The sequence below is a fragment of the Variovorax sp. GW821-FHT10D07 genome, from assembly GCF_059415325.1.
This window is the reverse complement of sequence record NZ_JBWKMZ010000001.1, coordinates 173,704-190,996: the sequence shown is the minus strand read 5'-3', so window position 1 is coordinate 190,996 and position 17,293 is coordinate 173,704. Positions and strand designations below refer to the sequence as shown.

Below are 17,293 nucleotides of genomic sequence, written 5' to 3'. Positions count from 1 at the left end.
TTCCGCAAACTGTATGGCTCATCCCGGCCACACAGTCACCCGGGAAGGCGACGAGGATGAGCGGTGTGAAGGCAACGATGCGGACCGATGCGCTGATGGAGGCGGTGCGCGCCAAGATCGCGAACCGCGCCCTGGTGGAAGGCGACCGCCTGCCCTCGGTGCGCAGCTTCGCCGAGACCATGGGTGTCTCGCCCTCCACCGTGGTCGAGGCCTACGACCGCCTCGAGGCCGAGGGCGTGATCCGCGCGCGCCGCGGCTCGGGCTTCTACGTGACCGGCGCCAACCTGCCGCCGATGGCGCTGGCCGAGATGGGCGCGCCGCGCGAGCGCGACGTCGATCCCTTCTGGGTCTCGCGCCAGTCGCTGGATGCCGATGGTTCCTTCCTCATGCCGGGCTGCGGCTGGCTGCCGGCCGACTGGATGCCGCATGCCGCCCTGCGCAAGGGCCTGCGCGCGCTGAGTCGCGCCGACGACGCGCTGCTGGCCGACTACGGCAGCACGCGCGGTGCGCTCGCGCTGCGCCGCCTGCTGCTGGCGCGCCTGGCCGACGAAGGCATCGCCGCGACGCCCGAGCAGATGCTGCTGACGGCTTCGGGCACGCAGGCCATCGATCTGATCTGCCGCCTGCTGCTGCGGCCCGGCGACACCGTGCTGGTGGACGACCCCTGCTACTTCAACTTTCAGGCGCTGCTGCGCGCCCACCAGGCGAAGATCGTCGGCGTGCCGTTCACGCCCACCGGTCCCGACGTCGCGGCCTTCACGCAGGCGCTGGCGCAGAACCCGCGGCTCTACATCACCAACTCGGCGCTGCACAACCCCACCGGCGCCACGATCTCGCCGCAGACCGCGCACCGCGTGCTCGGCGCGGCCGCGGCGCAAGGGATGACGATCGTCGAGGACGAGGTCTTCGCCGACTTCGAGCCCTCGCCCTCGCCGCGGCTGGCGGTGCTCGACGGCCTGCAGCGCGTGATCCGCATCGGCAGCTTCTCCAAGACGCTCTCGGCCTCGGTGCGCTGCGGCTACATCGCCGCGCGCCGGGACTGGATCGACGGGCTGGTCGACCTGCAGGTGGCGACCCAGTTCGGCGGCCCGAGCCCGGTGGCCACCGAACTGATCGCCGGCGTGCTGGCCGGCGGCAGCTACCGCAAGCACATGGACGAGGTGCGCCAGCGCCTCACGCGTGCGCGCAAGGACGCCACCGAGCGCCTGGCGGCGCTGGGGATCAGGCCCTGGCTCGCGCCGCGCGGCGGCTTCTACCTCTGGTGCCGCCTGCCCGATGGGCTCGACTCCGCGGTGCTGGCGCGGCGCTGCATGGAACAGAAGGTCGTGCTCGCGCCCGGCAATGTCTTCAGCGTCTCGCAGACGGCGGGCTCGTTCGCGCGCTTCAATGTCGCGCAGCTCGGCGACCGGCGCGTGTTCGGCCTCCTCAAGGAGGCCATGAAGGACAGCATGCCGCCGCGCAGCACGACGGCCAGGCGCAAGCAAAGCGCGGCCCTGTGAGAATCCACCACGCTCCCGCTCCACCCGATCTCCAGCCTCCCGTGCCGACCTCCGAACTCCAGGGATTCATCCTCACCCGGCGCTGGCGCGATGCGCCCGGCGGCACCGAGATCGAGTTCTGGCTCGCCACCGACGAGGGCCCGCGGAAGGTGCTGCTCAATGCGCAGACCTCGGTCGCCTTCGTGGCGGCGAAGCACAGGCAGGCGGTGGAGTCGCACGCCCCGGAGTTGCCGGGCCTGCAGCTGCGCGAACTCGCGCTCAATACCTTCGGGCAGGAGCCGGTCGTCGGCGTCTACGTCACGCATTTCCGCCAGCTCAAGCGGCTGGTGCGCCTGCTCGAGGCCAAGAGCATTCCACTGCTCGAAGCCGACATCCGGCCGCACGACCGCTACCTGATGGAGCGCTTCATCACGGCGGGCGCGCTCGTGGAAGGCGGCAGGTCCGAGGGCGCTGCCATCGTCGATCCGCGGCTCAAGCCCGCGCCCGCCTACCGGCCGCGGCTCAAGGTGGTGTCGCTCGACATCGAGACCAGCCAGCACGAGGAGCTCTACTCGATCGCGCTCGACGGCACCGGCGAGCGCGTGGTCTACATGCTGGGCGAGGCGCCCGCGCAGGCGGCGAGCGAGCCGCTGGACTTCTCGCTCGTCTACTGCGCCAGCCGCAAGGCGATGATCGAACGCCTCAACGACTGGTTCGAACACAACGACCCCGACGTCATCGTCGGCTGGAGCGTGATCCAGTTCGACCTGCGCGTGCTGCAGAAGACGGCCGACACCGCCGGCGCACCGCTGCTGCCGGGCCGCGAACGCCGGCCCTTCGAATGGCGCACGCATCCGGGCAAGCAGGGCTACCTGTTCGCGACCACCGCGGGCCGCGTGATCATCGACGGCATCGAGGCGCTGCGCTCCGGCATGTGGAGCTTTCCGTCGTTCAGCCTCGAGTCGGTGTCGCAGGCCTTGCTCGGCGAAGGCAAGGCCATCGGCGACGAGTACGACAAGATGGCCGAGATCGAGCGCCGCTACCAGCATGACAAGCCGGCGCTCGCCACCTACAACATCCGCGACTGCGAGCTGGTGCTGCGCATCTTCGAGAAGACTAAGCTGCTGAGCTTCGTGCTGGAGCGCGCGCAGACCATGGGCCTGCAGGCCGACCACTTCGGCGGCTCCATCGCCGCGTTCAGCCACCACTACCTGCCGCGCATGCACCGGCTGGGCTACGTGGCGCCCAACGTCGGCGAGATCCTCAGCAAGGCCTATCCGGGCGGCTACGTGATGGACTCCAAGCCCGGCTTCTACGACTCGGTCGTGGTGCTCGACTACAAGAGCCTCTATCCATCGATCATCCGCACCTTCCTCGTCGACCCCGTGGGCCTGGTGGAAGGCATGCGCGCGCAGGACCCGACCACGGGCGTCAAGGGGCCGAACGGCACCCTGTTCTCGCGCGACAGGCACTGCCTGCCCGAGATCGTCAGCACCTTCTGGCATGCGCGCGACGAGGCCAAGCGCGCGAAGAACGAGCCGCTGTCGCAGGCGCTGAAGCTGCTCATGAACTCCTTCGCGGGCGTGCTGGGCGCGTCCGACTGCCGCTTCTTCAACCCCGACCTGGTGTCCGCCATCACGCTGCGCGGCCACGAGATGATGCGGCTCACGCGCGACTTCGTGGAGGAGCGCGGCTACGAGGTCATCTACGGCGACACCGACTCCATCTTCATCTGGCTCAAGCGCGCGCATTCCAGCGAGGACGCGCACGCCATCGCGGCGGCGCTCACCACCGAGATCAACGCCTGGTGGACCCGCAACCTGCACGACGAACAGGGACTGCGCAACTTCCTCGAGATCGAGTTCGACACCCACTACAAGAAGTTCTTCATGCCCACCATCCGCGGCTCGGAGATCGGCAGCAAGAAGCGCTATGCGGGCCTGAGCGTGGATGCGAAGGGCCGGGAGGAGATGGTCTATCGCGGCCTCGAGATGGCACGCAGCGACTGGACGCCGCTGGCGCGCCAGTTCCAGGAAGGACTGCTGTCGCGCATCTTCCACGACGAACCCTACCGCGACTTCGTCACCGACTACACGCGCTCGATGCTGGCGGGCGCCAAGGACGAGCTGCTGATCTACCGCAAGCGGCTGCGCCATCGCCTCGACGACTACCAGGTCAACGTGCCGCCGCAGGTGCGCGCGGCGCGCATCGCCGACGCGTTCAACGACCGGGCCCAGCGGCCGCGCCAATACCAGAACGGCGGCTGGATCCAGTACGTGATGACGCGCAACGGGCCCGAGCCGCTGGAAGCGCGCCAGTCGCGCATCGACTACGAGCACTACCTCGCGAAGCAACTGCGGCCGATCGCGGACGCGATCCTGCTGCCGATGGGCGAGAGCTTCTCGGCGCTGACCTCGTCGCAGTCGCGCCTGTTCGAGGAGTGATCAGATGCGGCCGAAGTCGCCGCCGCGCCCCAGTCCCGACGCAAAGCGGCCCGCGCCATCGGCGCCTTCCTGGTGATGCGCCTCCACGCCGTTGGCCCACTCCACGCGCATCGCATCGCGCAGCGGCAGCCCATGGCTTTCGTGCACCGTGCGGCGATCGGCCCGCACGGCGGCCTGCGGGAAGCGCGCGATCTCCCTGGCCATCGCCTCGGCCGCCTGCCGCGCCTCGCCATGCGGCACCAGCTGCTCGCACATGCCGATGCGCAGCGCCTCCTCGGCCGGCACCTTGCGGCCGGTCAGGATGATCTCCATCGCGCGGCCCTGGCCCACCAGCCGCGGCAGGCGCACCGCGCCGCCATCGAGCAGGGGAATGCCCCAGCGGCGGCAGTAGACGCCGAAGTAGGCGCTCTCGGCCATCACGCGGATGTCGCACCACAGCGCGAGCTCCATGCCGCCCGCCACCGCCGGGCCTTCCACCGCCGCGATCACGGGCTTCGACAGCTCCAGCCGCGTCGGCCCCAGCGGGCCCCGCGGTGCCGCGTTGGCGCCCATCGGAAACGCCAGGCCGCGGACGATGTCCTGGTCGAAGCGCTCGCGGTCCGCCAGCGTGCTCGCGTACTTGAGGTCCCACCCGGCGCAGAAGGCACCGCCCTCGCCCCACAGCACCGCGACGCGCGCCTGCGGATCGCGGTCGAAGGCCTGCAGCTGCTCGACCAGCGCATCGGCGCTGTCGGGGTCCATTGCGTTGCGCGCTTCGTCGAAGCGGCTGTGGATCACGGTCCACACCGCACCATCCTTCTCGGTTCTCACGGTCATTGGCGTCTCCTGTTGAAGTGCTTACTATCGTGAAGACACGCGCATCGCGCTGTCGTTGCAACGACATCCATGAAGCCCGCCACACCGCCCACCTCCCTGCTCGACCGCACCGCCTGGTTCGCCACGCTGGAACCGGCGCAGCAGGCGCTGGTGCGCGCCACGCTGGTCGAAAAAGAGGCCGCGATCGGCGAATGCGTGGCTAGGGTGGGCGAGGCCGCCGCGCACTGGATCGGCGTGGACAGCGGCTTCCTGCAGATGTCCGTGACCGCCGCCGATGGCAGCGAGACCACGCTGCATTTCCTGCGCGAGGGCGAGTGGGGCGGCGAAGGCTCGATGCTCAAGCGCGAACAGCGGCGTTACGACGTGATCGCGGTGCGCGCGAGCCGCGTCTGCCTGCTGCCCGCACCCACCTTCGAACTGCTGCTCGCGCAGAGCGTGCCGTTCAACAACTTCCTGCTCAACAACCTCAACCAGCGCATGGGCACGGTCACGGCCTTGCTCGAAGCCTCGCGCATGCTGGCGCCCGACATGCGCGTCGCGCGCTGCCTGTCGCTGCTGGCCCAGGGCGACGATGGCGACGCGCTGGCCCTGCCGCAGCACCAGCTCGCCAACCTGTGTGGACTGTCGCGCCAGCGGACCAACATGGCGCTGCGCGCGCTGCGGGCCGACGGGCTGGTGCAGCTCGACGGACCGAGGATCAGGATCGTGGACTTCGCCGGCTTGGCGAGCCATGGCGCGAAGGCCGGCGGCCGCAGGAAAAGCGGGCGTGCCGCCTAGCCATCCGCCGCGCCACGTACCCGGTCACGCCGAAGCGCCGAGCCCGCACAAGGCCTGCACGACCGCCGTGCGCGCCTGGCCGAAGACCATGCCCTGCCAGTCGGCATCGTCGACATAGAAGCAGGCCTTCAGTTCCTGCCCGGCCTCGGCCTTGAGCCGCGGCGCGACCGGCGGCTCGGCCCGCCAGCAGAAGTGGTCGGCGCGCAGCGCATCGATCATCCGCAGCAGCGGCACGGTGCCGAACTCGAGCGCGATCGTGGTGCCCAGTGCATTGGGGCATTCCTCCGCGAGGATCGTCACCATCGGGCCGCTGATCTCGTACATCACCGAATCGTCGCGCTCGGTCGAGATGACATCCGCGCCCCACCAGGTCCGGGCCCGATCGATCTCGCCGCGCCTGCCGATGAACACCTTCTCGCAGTGGCCCCGCGGGCCGAGCCCGGTGTGGAGGTCGATCCAGCCCACCTGCTTCGCCGCGGCGCCCTCCTGCCGGAGAACCCGCCGGATCGTCCTGTTGCTCCAGGTCGCGCGGCTGCCGCCGTAGAACATCCCCGTGGGCGAGTCGTACTGCCCCTGGAACACGGACTGCCCATAGGCCTCGACGCCGCGCGCGCCGATCCAGGCATCGAGCAGCGCGGCCTCTTCGAGGCCCGGAGGCCATGTAGGCGGAAGCAGCAGGGGCTCCAGTTCGGCGTAGCCGCGGTTCGGCGAACGCGTCTCCTCGAAGCGCACGAAGTTCCGGTTCACGTCCACGTTGTCTTCGTTGACGCGGCGCAGGTGCGAGAAGCCGAAGGGATTGACCGCATGCACGAACAGAAGGCCGACGCCCATGCGCTCGGCCATGGCCAGCAGCGGCTCGTCCACGAGCATCGCCGACTGGCAGCCCGAGCCGCAGAAGCCCTCGACGCCGTGGATCGCGGAGGTCAGCACCAGCAGCCTGTCGGCCTGCGGATCGCCGAATCGCACGACGTCCATCGCGAGCTCCTCGCCCTGCGCGCCGCGCACGCCGTCGATCGCATGCGAGGTCACGGCGAGTCCCGCCGCGCCCGCGCTCGCGAGAAAGCGCTCGCGTGCCGCGGCATAGCTGGCCGCGAAATGACTCGTGGGTTTCACTTGAAGCTCCCCACCGGCATCGCGCAGCGAACGCGTGGCGGCGCTTCCTTCGGGCTCTCCGCATCGAGGTCCTCGCCGGTGCGGTCCACGAGCCAGGGCATGACGAGGGTCGAGACCACGGTCACGGCCACCAAGTACCAGGCGGGAGCCAGCTTGTCGGCGGTCTCGTGCACCAGCCAGGTCAGCACGAAGGGCGAGAAGCCGCTGAAGACCGCGACCACCACGCTGTAGACGGTCGACAGGCCACTGGCACGCACATGCTTCGGGAAGATCTCGGTGAGCATCACCAGCAGCGCCGGGAACTGCGAGGTCAGGCACACGCTGAGCAGCCCGACGACCACGTACAGGCGCCCCGGCGAGGGCGCTGCGAGCAGCCAGTGGAAACACGGGAACACCAGCAGCAGCAACACCACGCGCGACCAGAAGATCACGGGCTTGCGCCGCAACCAGTCGGCCAGCAGGCCCGACAGCGGCGCGATGAGCAGGTTCACGATGCCGAACACCACGCCGGCCCAGATGCCGACCTGCACCGGCAGCCCGAGCTCCCGGGCCGCGTAGGTGGGCATGTAGAACGCGACCACGTAGATGCCGACCGTGCACGAGAGGAACAGCAGGCAGGCCTGGATCAGTTGCTTCCAGTGGTGGCGCAGCAGCAGGCCGATCTTGCCGCCCGTTTCGCCCGAAGCCGCTGGCGTCGACGCGTCGACATGCGTCTCGTGCAGGCGCGTGCGGATGTACATGCCCACCGGCGCGATCAGGATGCCGAGCACGAAGGGCAGCCGCCAGCCCCAGCTCTCGAGATCGGCCGGGGCCAGCACCGAGATCACGGTGCTCGAGATGAGCGCGCCGAACATCACGCCCATGCCCTGGCTCGCGACCTGCCAGCTGGCCATGAAGGCACGCTCGTTGCGGCCCGCGTACTCGACCAGCATGGCCGTCGACGCACCGACCTCGCCGCCTGCCGAGAAGCCCTGGATCAGCCGCGCCAGCACGATGATCGCCGGCGCCGCCAGGCCGATCTGCGCGGGCGTGGGTGCCGCAGCGATCATGGCGCAGCCCAGCGCCATGAGGCCGATGGTCAGCCCCATCGCCTTCTTGCGGCCATGGCGGTCGGCATAGGCGCCGATCACCACGCCACCGAGCGGCCGCGCGAGGAAGCCGACGCCGAAGCTGGCCACCGCCAGCAGCAGCTGCGCGTAGGGACTCAGGGAGGGGAAGAAGATCCGCCCGATGATGCTCGTCATGAAGCCGTAGACGGTGAAGTCGTAGAACTCCAGCGCGTTGCCGACCGTGATCGCCGTCACCGCCTTGCGCTTCGATAGCGGTGGCGCGACGCCACTTGTCTGGGTACCCATCGTTGTCTCCTGGCCTTGCCTTTTGTTGCGATGGCGGATGCTAGGAGCAGCGATCCGCGGCCGGAAGACAAGCACTCTTCAGGGGTGATAGGCATTGCCTTTCATCGCGGCTTCGCTGCGCAGGCAATCGAGGAAGTTCTGCGCCGCCGGGCTCAGCACCGAGCCGGGCCGCGAGATCACGCTGACGTCGAGCGCCGCGAGCGGGTCGCACAGCGGGACCTTCACCAGGCCGTAGTGCGGAAACTCCTCGCGGGTCATCGTGTCGACGAACACGCCGACCAGGTCGCTCTCGCCCACGAGCTTCAGGCCGATCGCCGTCGAGGTGCAGCGCACCACCTGCGTCGGTGGCGCGATGCGCTTGTGCGCGAACAGCTGGCGCACCAGCGCGGGCGCGCTCTCGTCGTCGTAGGGCAGCAGCCACTCCCACTCGGCGAAGCGGTCCGTGTTCGCCGCGCCCAGGATCGGATGGCCCTCGCGCGCCACCGCCACCATGGCGGTGCGGTACAGGCGCTTGACCTCCCAGTCGGCCAGCGAGCCGGGCAGCATGTGCGCGACCATGAAGTCCACCGTTCCGTCGAGGATGCGCGGCAGCGTGTGCGGGATCGAGGCTTCGTTGAAGCGGACCTCGACATGGGGGAAGCGCGCGCGGAACGCCGCGAAGGCCTTCGGCAGGATCTCGAAGGCGACGGCCGTGGAGATCGCGATCGAGATCAGGCCCGAGCTGCCGTCGCGGATCTCCTCGATCTCGGCCACCGCACGCTCCATCTCGCGCTGGATCACGCTGGCCCGGCGCACCAGCGAGCGGCCATACACCGTGAGCTCGACACCGGCCGTGCCGCGCTGCAACAGAGGTGCATCGACCGACAGCTCGAGCTCGCGCATCGCCTGGGTCACGGCCGGCTGCGACATGCCCAGCGCACGCGCCGCGGCCCGGATGCTCCCATGCTCGGCGACGCTGAGGAACGAGCGGAGTTGACTCAGTTTCATGGCGGTCGGGCTCGATGGATCGGGGTTTTGCAGTGTACGTACGGCGGTCGCGACGGGATCGTTGCCTACCCGCTCGCGCGCCGGGAACCGACTGCAACGGGTCGCGCGAAGTCCAGAGTCGATGCTCTACAACAAGGAGCAGCCATGGCCCAGTACGGCATCAATTCACCGGTCGACGTCATCGAAGGGCCACGCGGCGAAAGCGGCGTTTCCTGGGGCGCGATCTTCGCGGGCGCCGCGGGCGCGGCCTCGCTGTCGCTGGTCCTGCTGCTGCTCGGCACCGGCCTCGGGATGTCCGCGGTGAGCCCCTGGGCCAGCCGCGGCGCGAGCGCGGGCGCGATCGGCATCGCGACCATCCTCTGGCTCAGCTTCACGCAACTCGCCGCCTCGGGACTGGGCGGCTATCTGGCGGGCCGGCTGCGCACCAAGTGGGCCGGCATCCATACCGACGAGGTCTACTTTCGCGACACGGCCCATGGCTTTCTCGCCTGGGCCGTCGCGACGCTGCTCACGGCCGCGCTGTTGAGCTCCGCCGTGGGCTCGGTGCTCGGCGCGGGCGCGCAGGCCGGTGCCACGGTGGCCGGCGGTGCGGCGAGTGCCGCCACGGTGGCTGGCGCGGCGGGCGCAGGTTCCGCGGCATCGCAGTCCGGCTCGGACAACGGCGCGGGCTCGATGAGCTACTTCGTCGATTCGCTGTTCCGCCAGGACGCCGCCGCCACGCCGCCGCCCGCCGGTGATGCCGGCACCCTCGCGGTGTCGCCGCCGCCCGTGCGCGACGCGGCCGGCGCGAACGCCGAGGTGACGCGCATCTTCCTCAACAGCATCCGCACCGGCGCGCTGCCGCCCGAGGACAGCAAGTACGTCGGCCAGGTGGTCGCGCAACGCACCGGCATGAGCCAGCAGGACGCCGAGAAGCGCGTGAACGAGGTCTATGCCAAGGCGCAGGCCGCGTTGCGCGACGTGCAGGCCAAGGCCAAGGAAGCGGCCGACACGGCCCGCAAGGCCTCGGCCTATGCCGCGATGTGGCTCGTGGTCTCGCTGCTCGTCGGCGCCTTCTTCGCGAGTCTCGCCGCCACCTACGGCGGCCGTCGCCGCGATCTCTGAACCCACTTCTACCACTTCGAGGAGACCTCCCATGCGCTCGCTTCTGCTTCTGTTTCTCGGCGTGCCGATCCCGGTGATCATCCTGATCGCGCTGTTCTTCCACTAGGCATCTTCGCGTCGCTCCGCGCAAGGGCGACGCCGTCTCGATTCGATGCCGCGTGCGCGCATTCGCGCGTGCGCCGCGCCCCGGCCCGCCAAGGTGACGACCTTCGCGGGCCTTCTTCATGGGAGGTCCGGCCCGCGCGAAGGCCCCGGGTTTTCCCTTGAACGAGCCAATGGGTAACGATGTTACCTTCGCGGCCGACTTCACCACCCGCGACATCGTCCATGCCCAAGAGCAAAGCACCGCCAGCAGCGCCCGAGCCCCTCCCGACCCCTTCCGGAACGCAGAGCATTCCCGCGAACCTGCGCGACCGGCTCTCGCCCGTCGTGATGGAAACCTACGCCGCCGGCGACTTCCATCGCGCCGACATGCGCACCATCGCGCGCGAAGCCGGCATGAGCTTTCGCACCATCTATCGCTACTTCGGCGACAAGGAAGCGTTGCTGTTCTGGTTCATCCAGCACTGGCTCGGCGGCCTCTATCCGGCGGCGCTCAAGCCCTTCGACGACGCGGGCGACCTGAAGTCCAAGCTGCTCGCGGTGCTCACGCTGCACCTCGAGTTCTACGAGAGGAATCCCAACGTCGGGCGCATCATCTTCATGACCGTTCCGCTCGAGCGATGGATGCGCGATCCGAGCTACGCGCAGCACGAGATGATGCGGCGCCTGCTCCACGCCATCACCGATGCGCAGCAGCAAGGCGAACTGCGCTGCGACGTGGACAGCCGGCTCATCCTCGACACCTTCAACGCCATCTTCAACCGGGCCTTCCTGATGTGGGAGTACCGCCGCCGCAGCTACTCGCTCGCGGCGCAGGCCGCCCCGCTGATGTCGATCCTGTGGAACGGCATCACGCCCCACAAGGCGCGCGAGCCCGAAGCGGCGGCGGCAAAAAAGCCGACCGCGCCCCGCAAGAGAACGGCGAAGTGACGCCTCGAAGCGTCCCGCCGCCCAATTTCGCAACAGCCCCCAAGACCGGAGACAACATGACCGACCGAACGCGCACGGACTCGCTGCGCCGCCTCCTCTGCACCGCCGCCGCGGCAACGCTCGCCGCCCTCGCCGCTCCCGGCGCGCAGGCACAGTCCGCATCGGCCAAGCCCTTGCGCCTCATCGTCGCGGGCCCCGCCGGCGGCGCCTCCGACATCGTCGCGCGCATGCTCGGCGACGGCCTGCAGAAGGAACTGGGCCAGGCGGTCGTCGTCGACCCGAAGCCGGGCGCGGGCGGCGCGCTCGCGGTCAACGACCTGATGCAGGTGCCGCACGACGGCGCCACCGCGCTGGTGGGAATCAGCGGCCTGGTCTCCGAGGTCCCGCACATCGTCAAGCTGCGCATCGACATGGCCAAGGAGATCAAGCCGATCGCCGAGTTCGCGCGCTTCGGCCTGGTGATGGTCGGCCATCCCTCGGTGCCGGCGAAGACGATGGGCGAACTGATCGCGTACATCAAGGCCAACCCGGGCAAGGTCAGCTACGCCTCCTACAGCGCGGGCACGATCGCGCACGTGACCGGCCTGAAGCTCAACCAGGCCGCGGGCCTCGACATGACGCACGTCGGCTACAAGGGATCGATGCCGGGGCTCACGGACGTCATGGGCGGGCATGTGCCGCTGATGATCGACGGCATGTCGACCGCGCTGCCCCTGATCAAGGCGGGCAAGCTGAAGGCCTTCGCGGTCAGCCTGCCGCAGCGCTCGCCGATGCTGCCCGACGTGCCCACCTTCCGCGAACTCGGCTTCCCGGACCTCGAGACCGTCGTCTGGATCGGCGTCTGGACCACGCCCGACGTGCCGGCCGCGGCGCAGGCACGGCTGCGCCAGGCCACCCTGAAGATCCTCGAGCAGCCCGCCGTGCGCGAGCGCCTGCAGGAGATCGGCCTCGCCGTCGGCCAGCCGCGCACCTCGGAGGAACTGACCAGGACGCTGCGCACCGACTACGACAAGGTCGGCGAGGTGCTGCGCTCGATCAACTTCACGCCCGAATAGACGAGCGCCCAGCCGACCGTCTCCGCGTTTCTTTCCGAACCCGACGCTTCTTCCAATGCAACCCGTCTTCATCGCGGGAACGGGCATGACCCGTTTCGGCAAATTCCTCGACCGTGGACTCAAGTCGCTCGCCGCCGAAGCCATCGGCGAAGCGCTGGCCGATGCCGGCATCGAAGCCTCGCAGCTGCAGGCGGCCTACATGGGCAATGCGGCCGCCGGCGTGATGACCGGCCAGGTGCTGATCCCCGGCCAGGTCGTGCTGCGCGGCCTGGGCATCGGGCGCATCCCGGTCGTCAATGTCGAGAATGCCTGCGCCACCTCGGCCACCGCCTTCCAGCAGGCGGTGCAGATGATCGCGCTGCAGGCCTACGACATCGTGCTCGTGGCCGGCTTCGAGAAGCTCTACAGCGAGGACAAGGCCCGCACCTTCTCGGTGTTCCACGGCGCCGTCGACCTCGAGGCGATCGACGACGTGCTCGCGGGGCTGGCACGCAACCTCGCGCGCTCCGGCGCCGAGGCGGACCTCTCCGAGGCGGGCAGGTCGCGCTCGCTCTTCATGGACCTGTACGCCGGCATGGCGCGCGACTTCATGGCGACGCATGGCGTGACGCAGCGCGACTTCGCCGCGGTGGCGGCAAAGAATTCGTTCCACGGCAGCCTGAACCCGAAGGCGCAGTTCCAGGAGGTGTTGAGCATCGAGCAGGTGCTGGCCGCGCCCTTGATCGTCGACCCGATGACGCGCCCGATGTGCGCGCCGATCGGCGATGGCGCCGCGGCCCTGGTGCTGGTGTCCGCGCAGGCGGCGGCGCGGCTGGGCCTGCGCGACCGGGTGCGCGTGCTGTCGTCGGTGCTGGCTTCGGGCTGGGACTACGAGGCCGGCGATCCGGCGCGGCTGGCGCCGACCGTCGCCGCGCAGGCCTACGAGGCCGCGGGCCTCGGGCCGGCCGAGCTCGACGTGGTCGAGCTGCACGACGCCGGCGCCCCGGCCGAATTGATCTACTACGAGCACCTGGGGCTCGCCGCGCCGGGCGAGGCGGTGGCGCTGCTCGACAGCGGCGCCACCCGGCTCGGCGGCCGGGCGCCCGTCAACCCGTCGGGCGGGCTGCTGCGCAAGGGCCATCCGATCGGTGCCTCGGGCTGCGCGCAGCTGGTCGAACTCAGCGATCAATTGCGCGGCCGCTGCGCGGCACGCCAGGTCCACGGTGCCCGCACCGCGCTCGCCGAGAACGGCGGCGGCTGGATCGGGGAAGACGCCGCGGCCATCGTCGTCAGCGTGCTGCAGAAGGACTGAGCCATGGCCGAGCGCTCTCACGTCAATCTCGCCTCGATCGTCCATTCCTTCGCGCACGCCGAGCCGGCGCGCGAGTCCCTGCTGTTCGAAGGAGGCCATGCGGTGCCCGACGTCGCGCGCAGCTACGGCCAGCTGTGGCGCAACGCGCAGGCGCTGGCACGCGGCCTGCGCCGGCGCGGCGCCGGGCCCGGCAGCGTGATCGCGGTCCTGATGGCGAACCATGCCGAGTTCGTCGAGCTGATGATCGCGGCCGCGCTGCTGCGCGTGGTGCTGGTGCCGATCGACCCTCGCACCCGGGGCGAGAAGCTGCGCTTCATGATCGCGAACTCGAGGGCGACCGGCCTGGTCGCCGCCGACTACGCGCTGCCCGGCGCCGAGGAACTGCTCGAGGACGACGCGGGCATCGAATGGATCGCCGCGCTCGCCACCGACGAAGGCCCCGGGCGCGCGATGTGGGCCCCGCGCGTGGAGGACTACGCCGCGCTGCGGCTCGTGGACGGCGACGACCTGCCGGTGCCGGCGGACAACGGCGAGGAGGCGATGCTGATCCTCCACACCTCGGGCACCACCGGCGATCCCAAGGGCATCGTCATGACGCATCGCCGCTTCTGCGACACCGCCGCCGCGGCCTTGAAGGGCTTCGGCTACCGGCCCGACGACCGGCTGTATTCCGGCCTCTCGCTGACCCATGCCAACGCGCTGCAGGTCACGCTCGCGCCGGCGCTGCTCGGCGGGCTGCCCGTGGTGTTCTCGCGCCGCTTCACGCGCTCGCGGCTGTGGGCCCTCACGCGCAAGTACCGGTGCACGACCTTCACGTTGCTGGGCGGCATGACGACCACCCTGTATGCCGAACCGCCGCGCGCGGACGATGCGCAGAACCCGGTGCGCTTCGTCGTGTCGGCGGGCATGCCGGCCGCGATCTGGGCGCAGTTCGAACAACGCTTCGGCGTCAAGGTGCTGGAGTTCTACGGCTCGGCCGAGGGCGGCCTCGCGATCAAGCCGCTGGACGCGGGCCCCATCGGCAGCATCGGGCGGGTCGCGCCGCACTTCAGCTACCGCATCGTGGACGACACGGGCGCCGAGCTGCCGCGCGGCGTTGCCGGCGAGCTGTGGCTGCGGCCGGCCGACGGTTCGCCGTTTCGCGTCGAGTACGTCGGCAATCCCGAGGCCTCCGCGCGCAAGTGCGCGGGCGGCTGGCTGCGCATGGGCGACGTCGTGCGCGAAGACGGCGACGGCTGGCTGTTCTTCGAATACCGCCAGGGCGGCGGCCTGCGCCGCAATGGCGACTTCATCAACACCGCCTATGTCGAGAAGTCGATCGCCGAATCGGGCCTGGTCCGCGACGTGTTCGTGTACGGCGTGCCGGCCGCCTCGGGGGCGCCCGGAGAGAAGGACGTGGTGGCGGCGGTGGTGCCGCTCGATGCCTCGACGCTCGATGTGCAGGCGCTTTTCCGCTGCTGCCGCGCGGCGCTGGAGCCCAACTTCGTGCCGAGCTTCGTCCAGGTGGTCCCGGAGATTCCCAAGACCGCTTCCGAGAAGCCGCTGGAGCGCCTGCTGATCGAAGCCCTGGCCCGCGAATCGCTGGACGTGCACGCCGAGGAAGGCACCCGCCGTGCCGGAACGGGAGCCGCGGCATGAAGCTCGACGACCAGCTCTCGGCCGTCGTCACCGGCGGCGCCAGGGGACTCGGAGCGGCCACCGCGATCCGGCTCGCCGCGCGCGGCGTGAAGGTCGCGCTGTTCGATCTCGACGCCGAGGCCGGCACAGCGCTGGCCCACCGCATCGGCGGCGTGTTCTGCCACGCCGACGTGGCCTCCGAGGCCAGCGTGGACGACGCCTTCGCACGCGCCCGCCAGGCGCATGGCCAGGAACGCATCCTCGTCAATTGCGCGGGGATCGTGCATGCCCACAAGACCGCGGCGCGGGACCGCGCGACGGATGCGATCCGCCACCATCCGATGGCCGACTACGAACGCGTGATCGCGATCAACCTGCTCGGCACCTTCCGCTGCATCGCCCGGTCGAGCGCCGGCATGCTGGCGCTCGACCGCCTGCCGGACGGCGAGCGCGGCGCGATCGTCAACACCGCGTCGATCAGCGCCGACGAGGGCCAGATGGGGCAGGCGGCGTATGCGGCATCGAAGGCCGGCGTGGCGGGCATGACGCTGCCGATCGCGCGCGACTTCGCCAGCGAGGGCATCCGCGTCAACACGATCAAGCCCGGTGTCTTCGACACCCCGATGCTGCGCGCCGGGCCCGAACATGTTCGGCGGGCACTGGAATCGTCGGTGCCGTTTCCGAGCCGCGTCGGCGATCCCGACGAATACGCCCGGCTGGTCGAGTTCCTGCTGACCAACGGCTACATGAATGGCGAGTGCGTGCGCATCGACGGCGCCCTGAGGATGAATCCACGATGAACTTCCCCCTTCAATCCAGGACCGCGCTGGTCTTCGGCGCGGGCGCGTCCGCGGCGGGCCCGGGCAACGGCGCGGCGATCGCGATCCGCATGGCGCAGCACGGGGCGCTCGTGTTCGCGGCCGACAAGGACCTCGAGGCCGCGCGGCGAACCCAGCGCCTGGCGCAGGAGAACGGCGGACGCTGCGAGGCGATCGAGGCGGACGTGTGCGTCGAGTCCTCGATCCGCGACGCGGTGCGGATCGCGCAGGCGATCAACGGCAACGTCGACATCCTGGTCAACAACGTCGGCGTCGTCATGCATGGCGGGCCGGCGGAACTGGCGGTGGAAGACTGGGACCGCTCCTTCGCGCTGAACACGCGCTCGGCGTTTCTCGCGCTGAAGCATGTGCTGCCGCTGATGGACAAGGCCGGGCGCGGCGCCGTGGTGCAGGTGTCGTCGATCGCGGCCGCGCGCGCGGGTTCGGCCGCGCTGTGCGCCTATCACGCGAGCAAGGCCGCGCTGAACGCCCTGGGCGCGAGCGTCGCGATGCAGTACGCGGGGCGCGGCATCCGCTGCAACAACATCCTGCTGGGCCTGATGGACACGGCGCTGGTGCGCCAGCAACTGGCCGTGGCCCATCCGCAAGGCCTCGAACATCTGCTGGCCACGCGCAACGCCACCTGCCCGACGGGCGCCATGGGGTCGCCCTGGGACGCCGCCGACGCGGCCGCCTTCCTGGCCAGCGACGCGGCGCGCTACATCACGGGCACCGACATCTTCGTGGACGGCGGCCTGCACAACCAGGTGACCGCGCCGGTTTTCGCGAGCACGGCAGGCACCGGAGCCCCCGCATGACCTTCGCCACCGCCGACATCTCCGACGACGATCCCGACGCCAGCAGGTGGTGCGACGCCGGCTTGCTCGACTTCGGGCAGCGACGCACGTTCTGGGGCCAGGCGGTCACGCTGCGGGTCCGCGACGATCACCGCGCGGGCATCCCGATCTGCCTCGAACCAGGCCATGGGAAGGTGCTGGTCATCGACGGCCACGGCTCGCGCGGCATCGCGTTGTTCGGCGGCACCATGGCCTCGATCGCCGTGCGCAACGGATGGGCGGGCGCGATCGTTTTCGGAGCGATCCGCGATGCGCGGGAGATGGCCACCTGTGAGCTCGGCGTGAAGGCCCTGTGCACGACGCCGCGCAGCGCGACCGTCGCCGCGCCTTTCGCGCGCGACATCGCCGTGCGCTTCGGGGGCGTGACCTTCGAGCCCGGCGATTGGGTGTACGCCGATGCCGACGGCATCCTGGTTCGGGACACCGAATACAGGCCGGCCCCGTTCGTCTATCCGGGCTGAGGCCGGGCCGCGCAGCTTCCGATCGAATCGGCACCGAAGTCGATCGGCGCGGCATCGATGCCGCGCGCATGCCGCCCTAGACTGCGGC

Annotated in this window: 15 protein-coding genes; 11 read left to right on the top strand and 4 right to left on the bottom strand. The window is 70.1% G+C overall.

Features of this window, described 5'->3' with window-relative positions:
• The first annotated feature begins 56 nt into the window (after positions 1 to 56).
• Together AC07PU_RS00805 and AC07PU_RS00800 are read left to right on the top strand one after the other, a co-directional pair.
• Positions 57 to 1,499 carry an aminotransferase-like domain-containing protein gene (locus tag AC07PU_RS00805; protein ID WP_495314420.1) on the top strand — a complete coding sequence of 481 codons (1,443 nt, stop codon included), beginning with the start codon at positions 57 to 59 and terminating at the stop codon, positions 1,497 to 1,499.
• 41 nt (positions 1,500 to 1,540) lie between these two features.
• Complete coding sequence (locus tag AC07PU_RS00800; protein WP_495314418.1) at positions 1,541 to 3,922, top strand: DNA polymerase II; 2,382 nt, start codon at positions 1,541 to 1,543, stop codon at positions 3,920 to 3,922.
• On the opposite strand, the gene AC07PU_RS00795 is transcribed toward AC07PU_RS00800, so the two are convergent.
• Positions 3,923 to 4,738 (bottom strand): crotonase/enoyl-CoA hydratase family protein, encoded by an 816-nt coding sequence (locus AC07PU_RS00795; RefSeq protein WP_209540007.1) that lies wholly within the window; start codon positions 4,736 to 4,738, stop codon positions 3,923 to 3,925.
• 69 nt (positions 4,739 to 4,807) lie between these two features.
• On the opposite strand from AC07PU_RS00795, the gene AC07PU_RS00790 reads away from it, so the two are divergent.
• Positions 4,808 to 5,515, top strand: a complete 708-nt coding sequence (locus AC07PU_RS00790) for a Crp/Fnr family transcriptional regulator (RefSeq protein ID WP_495314414.1) — start codon at positions 4,808 to 4,810, stop codon at positions 5,513 to 5,515.
• Between the two features lie 24 nt (positions 5,516 to 5,539).
• Here the strand turns inward: AC07PU_RS00790 and AC07PU_RS00785 are convergent, their stop codons facing one another.
• The 3 genes from AC07PU_RS00785 to AC07PU_RS00775 all read right to left on the bottom strand — a co-directional run bounded on the left by AC07PU_RS00785 (position 5,540) and on the right by AC07PU_RS00775 (position 8,970).
• Positions 5,540 to 6,628 (bottom strand): M14 family metallopeptidase, encoded by a 1,089-nt coding sequence (locus tag AC07PU_RS00785; protein ID WP_495314412.1) that lies wholly within the window; start codon positions 6,626 to 6,628, stop codon positions 5,540 to 5,542.
• Positions 6,625 to 7,983 (bottom strand): MFS transporter, encoded by a 1,359-nt coding sequence (locus AC07PU_RS00780; protein WP_495314410.1) that lies wholly within the window; start codon positions 7,981 to 7,983, stop codon positions 6,625 to 6,627. The genes AC07PU_RS00785 and AC07PU_RS00780 overlap by 4 nt, the downstream gene beginning before the upstream one ends.
• Before the next feature lie 78 nt (positions 7,984 to 8,061).
• Positions 8,062 to 8,970, bottom strand: a complete 909-nt coding sequence (locus tag AC07PU_RS00775) for a LysR family transcriptional regulator (RefSeq protein WP_495314409.1) — start codon at positions 8,968 to 8,970, stop codon at positions 8,062 to 8,064.
• 144 nt (positions 8,971 to 9,114) lie between these two features.
• Between AC07PU_RS00775 and AC07PU_RS00770 the strand changes: the two genes are divergently transcribed.
• From AC07PU_RS00770 to rraA, 8 genes are all read left to right on the top strand, one after another.
• The gene (locus tag AC07PU_RS00770; RefSeq protein WP_495314407.1) at positions 9,115 to 10,074 is read left to right on the top strand and encodes a hypothetical protein; all 960 of its coding nucleotides are present in this window, start codon (positions 9,115 to 9,117) and stop codon (positions 10,072 to 10,074) included.
• A gap of 327 nt (positions 10,075 to 10,401) precedes the next feature.
• The gene (locus tag AC07PU_RS00765) at positions 10,402 to 11,106 is read left to right on the top strand and encodes a TetR/AcrR family transcriptional regulator (protein WP_495314405.1); all 705 of its coding nucleotides are present in this window, start codon (positions 10,402 to 10,404) and stop codon (positions 11,104 to 11,106) included.
• A gap of 56 nt (positions 11,107 to 11,162) precedes the next feature.
• Positions 11,163 to 12,161, top strand: coding sequence for a tripartite tricarboxylate transporter substrate binding protein (locus tag AC07PU_RS00760; RefSeq protein WP_495314403.1), 999 nt, complete (start codon positions 11,163 to 11,165; stop codon positions 12,159 to 12,161).
• Positions 12,162 to 12,216: 55 nt separating this feature from the next.
• A complete protein-coding gene (locus tag AC07PU_RS00755; RefSeq protein WP_495314401.1) occupies positions 12,217 to 13,452 on the top strand; it encodes a thiolase family protein in 1,236 nt (411 codons plus the stop codon).
• A 3-nt stretch (positions 13,453 to 13,455) separates the two neighbouring features.
• Entirely contained in the window at positions 13,456 to 15,090 is a 1,635-nt protein-coding gene (locus tag AC07PU_RS00750; protein WP_495314399.1) for an AMP-binding protein, read from the top strand.
• Positions 15,087 to 15,869 carry an SDR family NAD(P)-dependent oxidoreductase gene (locus tag AC07PU_RS00745; protein WP_495314397.1) on the top strand — a complete coding sequence of 261 codons (783 nt, stop codon included), beginning with the start codon at positions 15,087 to 15,089 and terminating at the stop codon, positions 15,867 to 15,869. The genes AC07PU_RS00750 and AC07PU_RS00745 overlap by 4 nt, the downstream gene beginning before the upstream one ends.
• The gene (locus AC07PU_RS00740; protein WP_495314394.1) at positions 15,866 to 16,705 is read left to right on the top strand and encodes an SDR family NAD(P)-dependent oxidoreductase; all 840 of its coding nucleotides are present in this window, start codon (positions 15,866 to 15,868) and stop codon (positions 16,703 to 16,705) included. Before AC07PU_RS00745 ends, AC07PU_RS00740 begins: the two co-directional genes overlap by 4 nt.
• On the top strand, positions 16,702 to 17,205 hold the full coding sequence (rraA, locus tag AC07PU_RS00735) for a ribonuclease E activity regulator RraA (RefSeq protein ID WP_296786439.1): 504 nt from the start codon (positions 16,702 to 16,704) through the stop codon (positions 17,203 to 17,205). The genes AC07PU_RS00740 and rraA overlap by 4 nt, the downstream gene beginning before the upstream one ends.
• Positions 17,206 to 17,293 lie beyond the last annotated feature (88 nt).

Coding starts and splice junctions, on each gene's coding strand:
- AC07PU_RS00805 (WP_495314420.1), top strand. CDS start 57: ATGAGCGGTGTGAAGGCAACGATGCGGACCGATGCGCTGATGGAGGCG.
- AC07PU_RS00795 (WP_209540007.1), bottom strand. CDS start 4,738: ATGACCGTGAGAACCGAGAAGGATGGTGCGGTGTGGACCGTGATCCAC.
- AC07PU_RS00790 (WP_495314414.1), top strand. CDS start 4,808: ATGAAGCCCGCCACACCGCCCACCTCCCTGCTCGACCGCACCGCCTGG.
- AC07PU_RS00780 (WP_495314410.1), bottom strand. CDS start 7,983: ATGGGTACCCAGACAAGTGGCGTCGCGCCACCGCTATCGAAGCGCAAG.
- AC07PU_RS00775 (WP_495314409.1), bottom strand. CDS start 8,970: ATGAAACTGAGTCAACTCCGCTCGTTCCTCAGCGTCGCCGAGCATGGG.
- AC07PU_RS00770 (WP_495314407.1), top strand. CDS start 9,115: ATGGCCCAGTACGGCATCAATTCACCGGTCGACGTCATCGAAGGGCCA.
- AC07PU_RS00765 (WP_495314405.1), top strand. CDS start 10,402: ATGCCCAAGAGCAAAGCACCGCCAGCAGCGCCCGAGCCCCTCCCGACC.
- AC07PU_RS00760 (WP_495314403.1), top strand. CDS start 11,163: ATGACCGACCGAACGCGCACGGACTCGCTGCGCCGCCTCCTCTGCACC.
- AC07PU_RS00755 (WP_495314401.1), top strand. CDS start 12,217: ATGCAACCCGTCTTCATCGCGGGAACGGGCATGACCCGTTTCGGCAAA.
- AC07PU_RS00750 (WP_495314399.1), top strand. CDS start 13,456: ATGGCCGAGCGCTCTCACGTCAATCTCGCCTCGATCGTCCATTCCTTC.
- AC07PU_RS00745 (WP_495314397.1), top strand. CDS start 15,087: ATGAAGCTCGACGACCAGCTCTCGGCCGTCGTCACCGGCGGCGCCAGG.
- AC07PU_RS00740 (WP_495314394.1), top strand. CDS start 15,866: ATGAACTTCCCCCTTCAATCCAGGACCGCGCTGGTCTTCGGCGCGGGC.
- rraA (WP_296786439.1), top strand. CDS start 16,702: ATGACCTTCGCCACCGCCGACATCTCCGACGACGATCCCGACGCCAGC.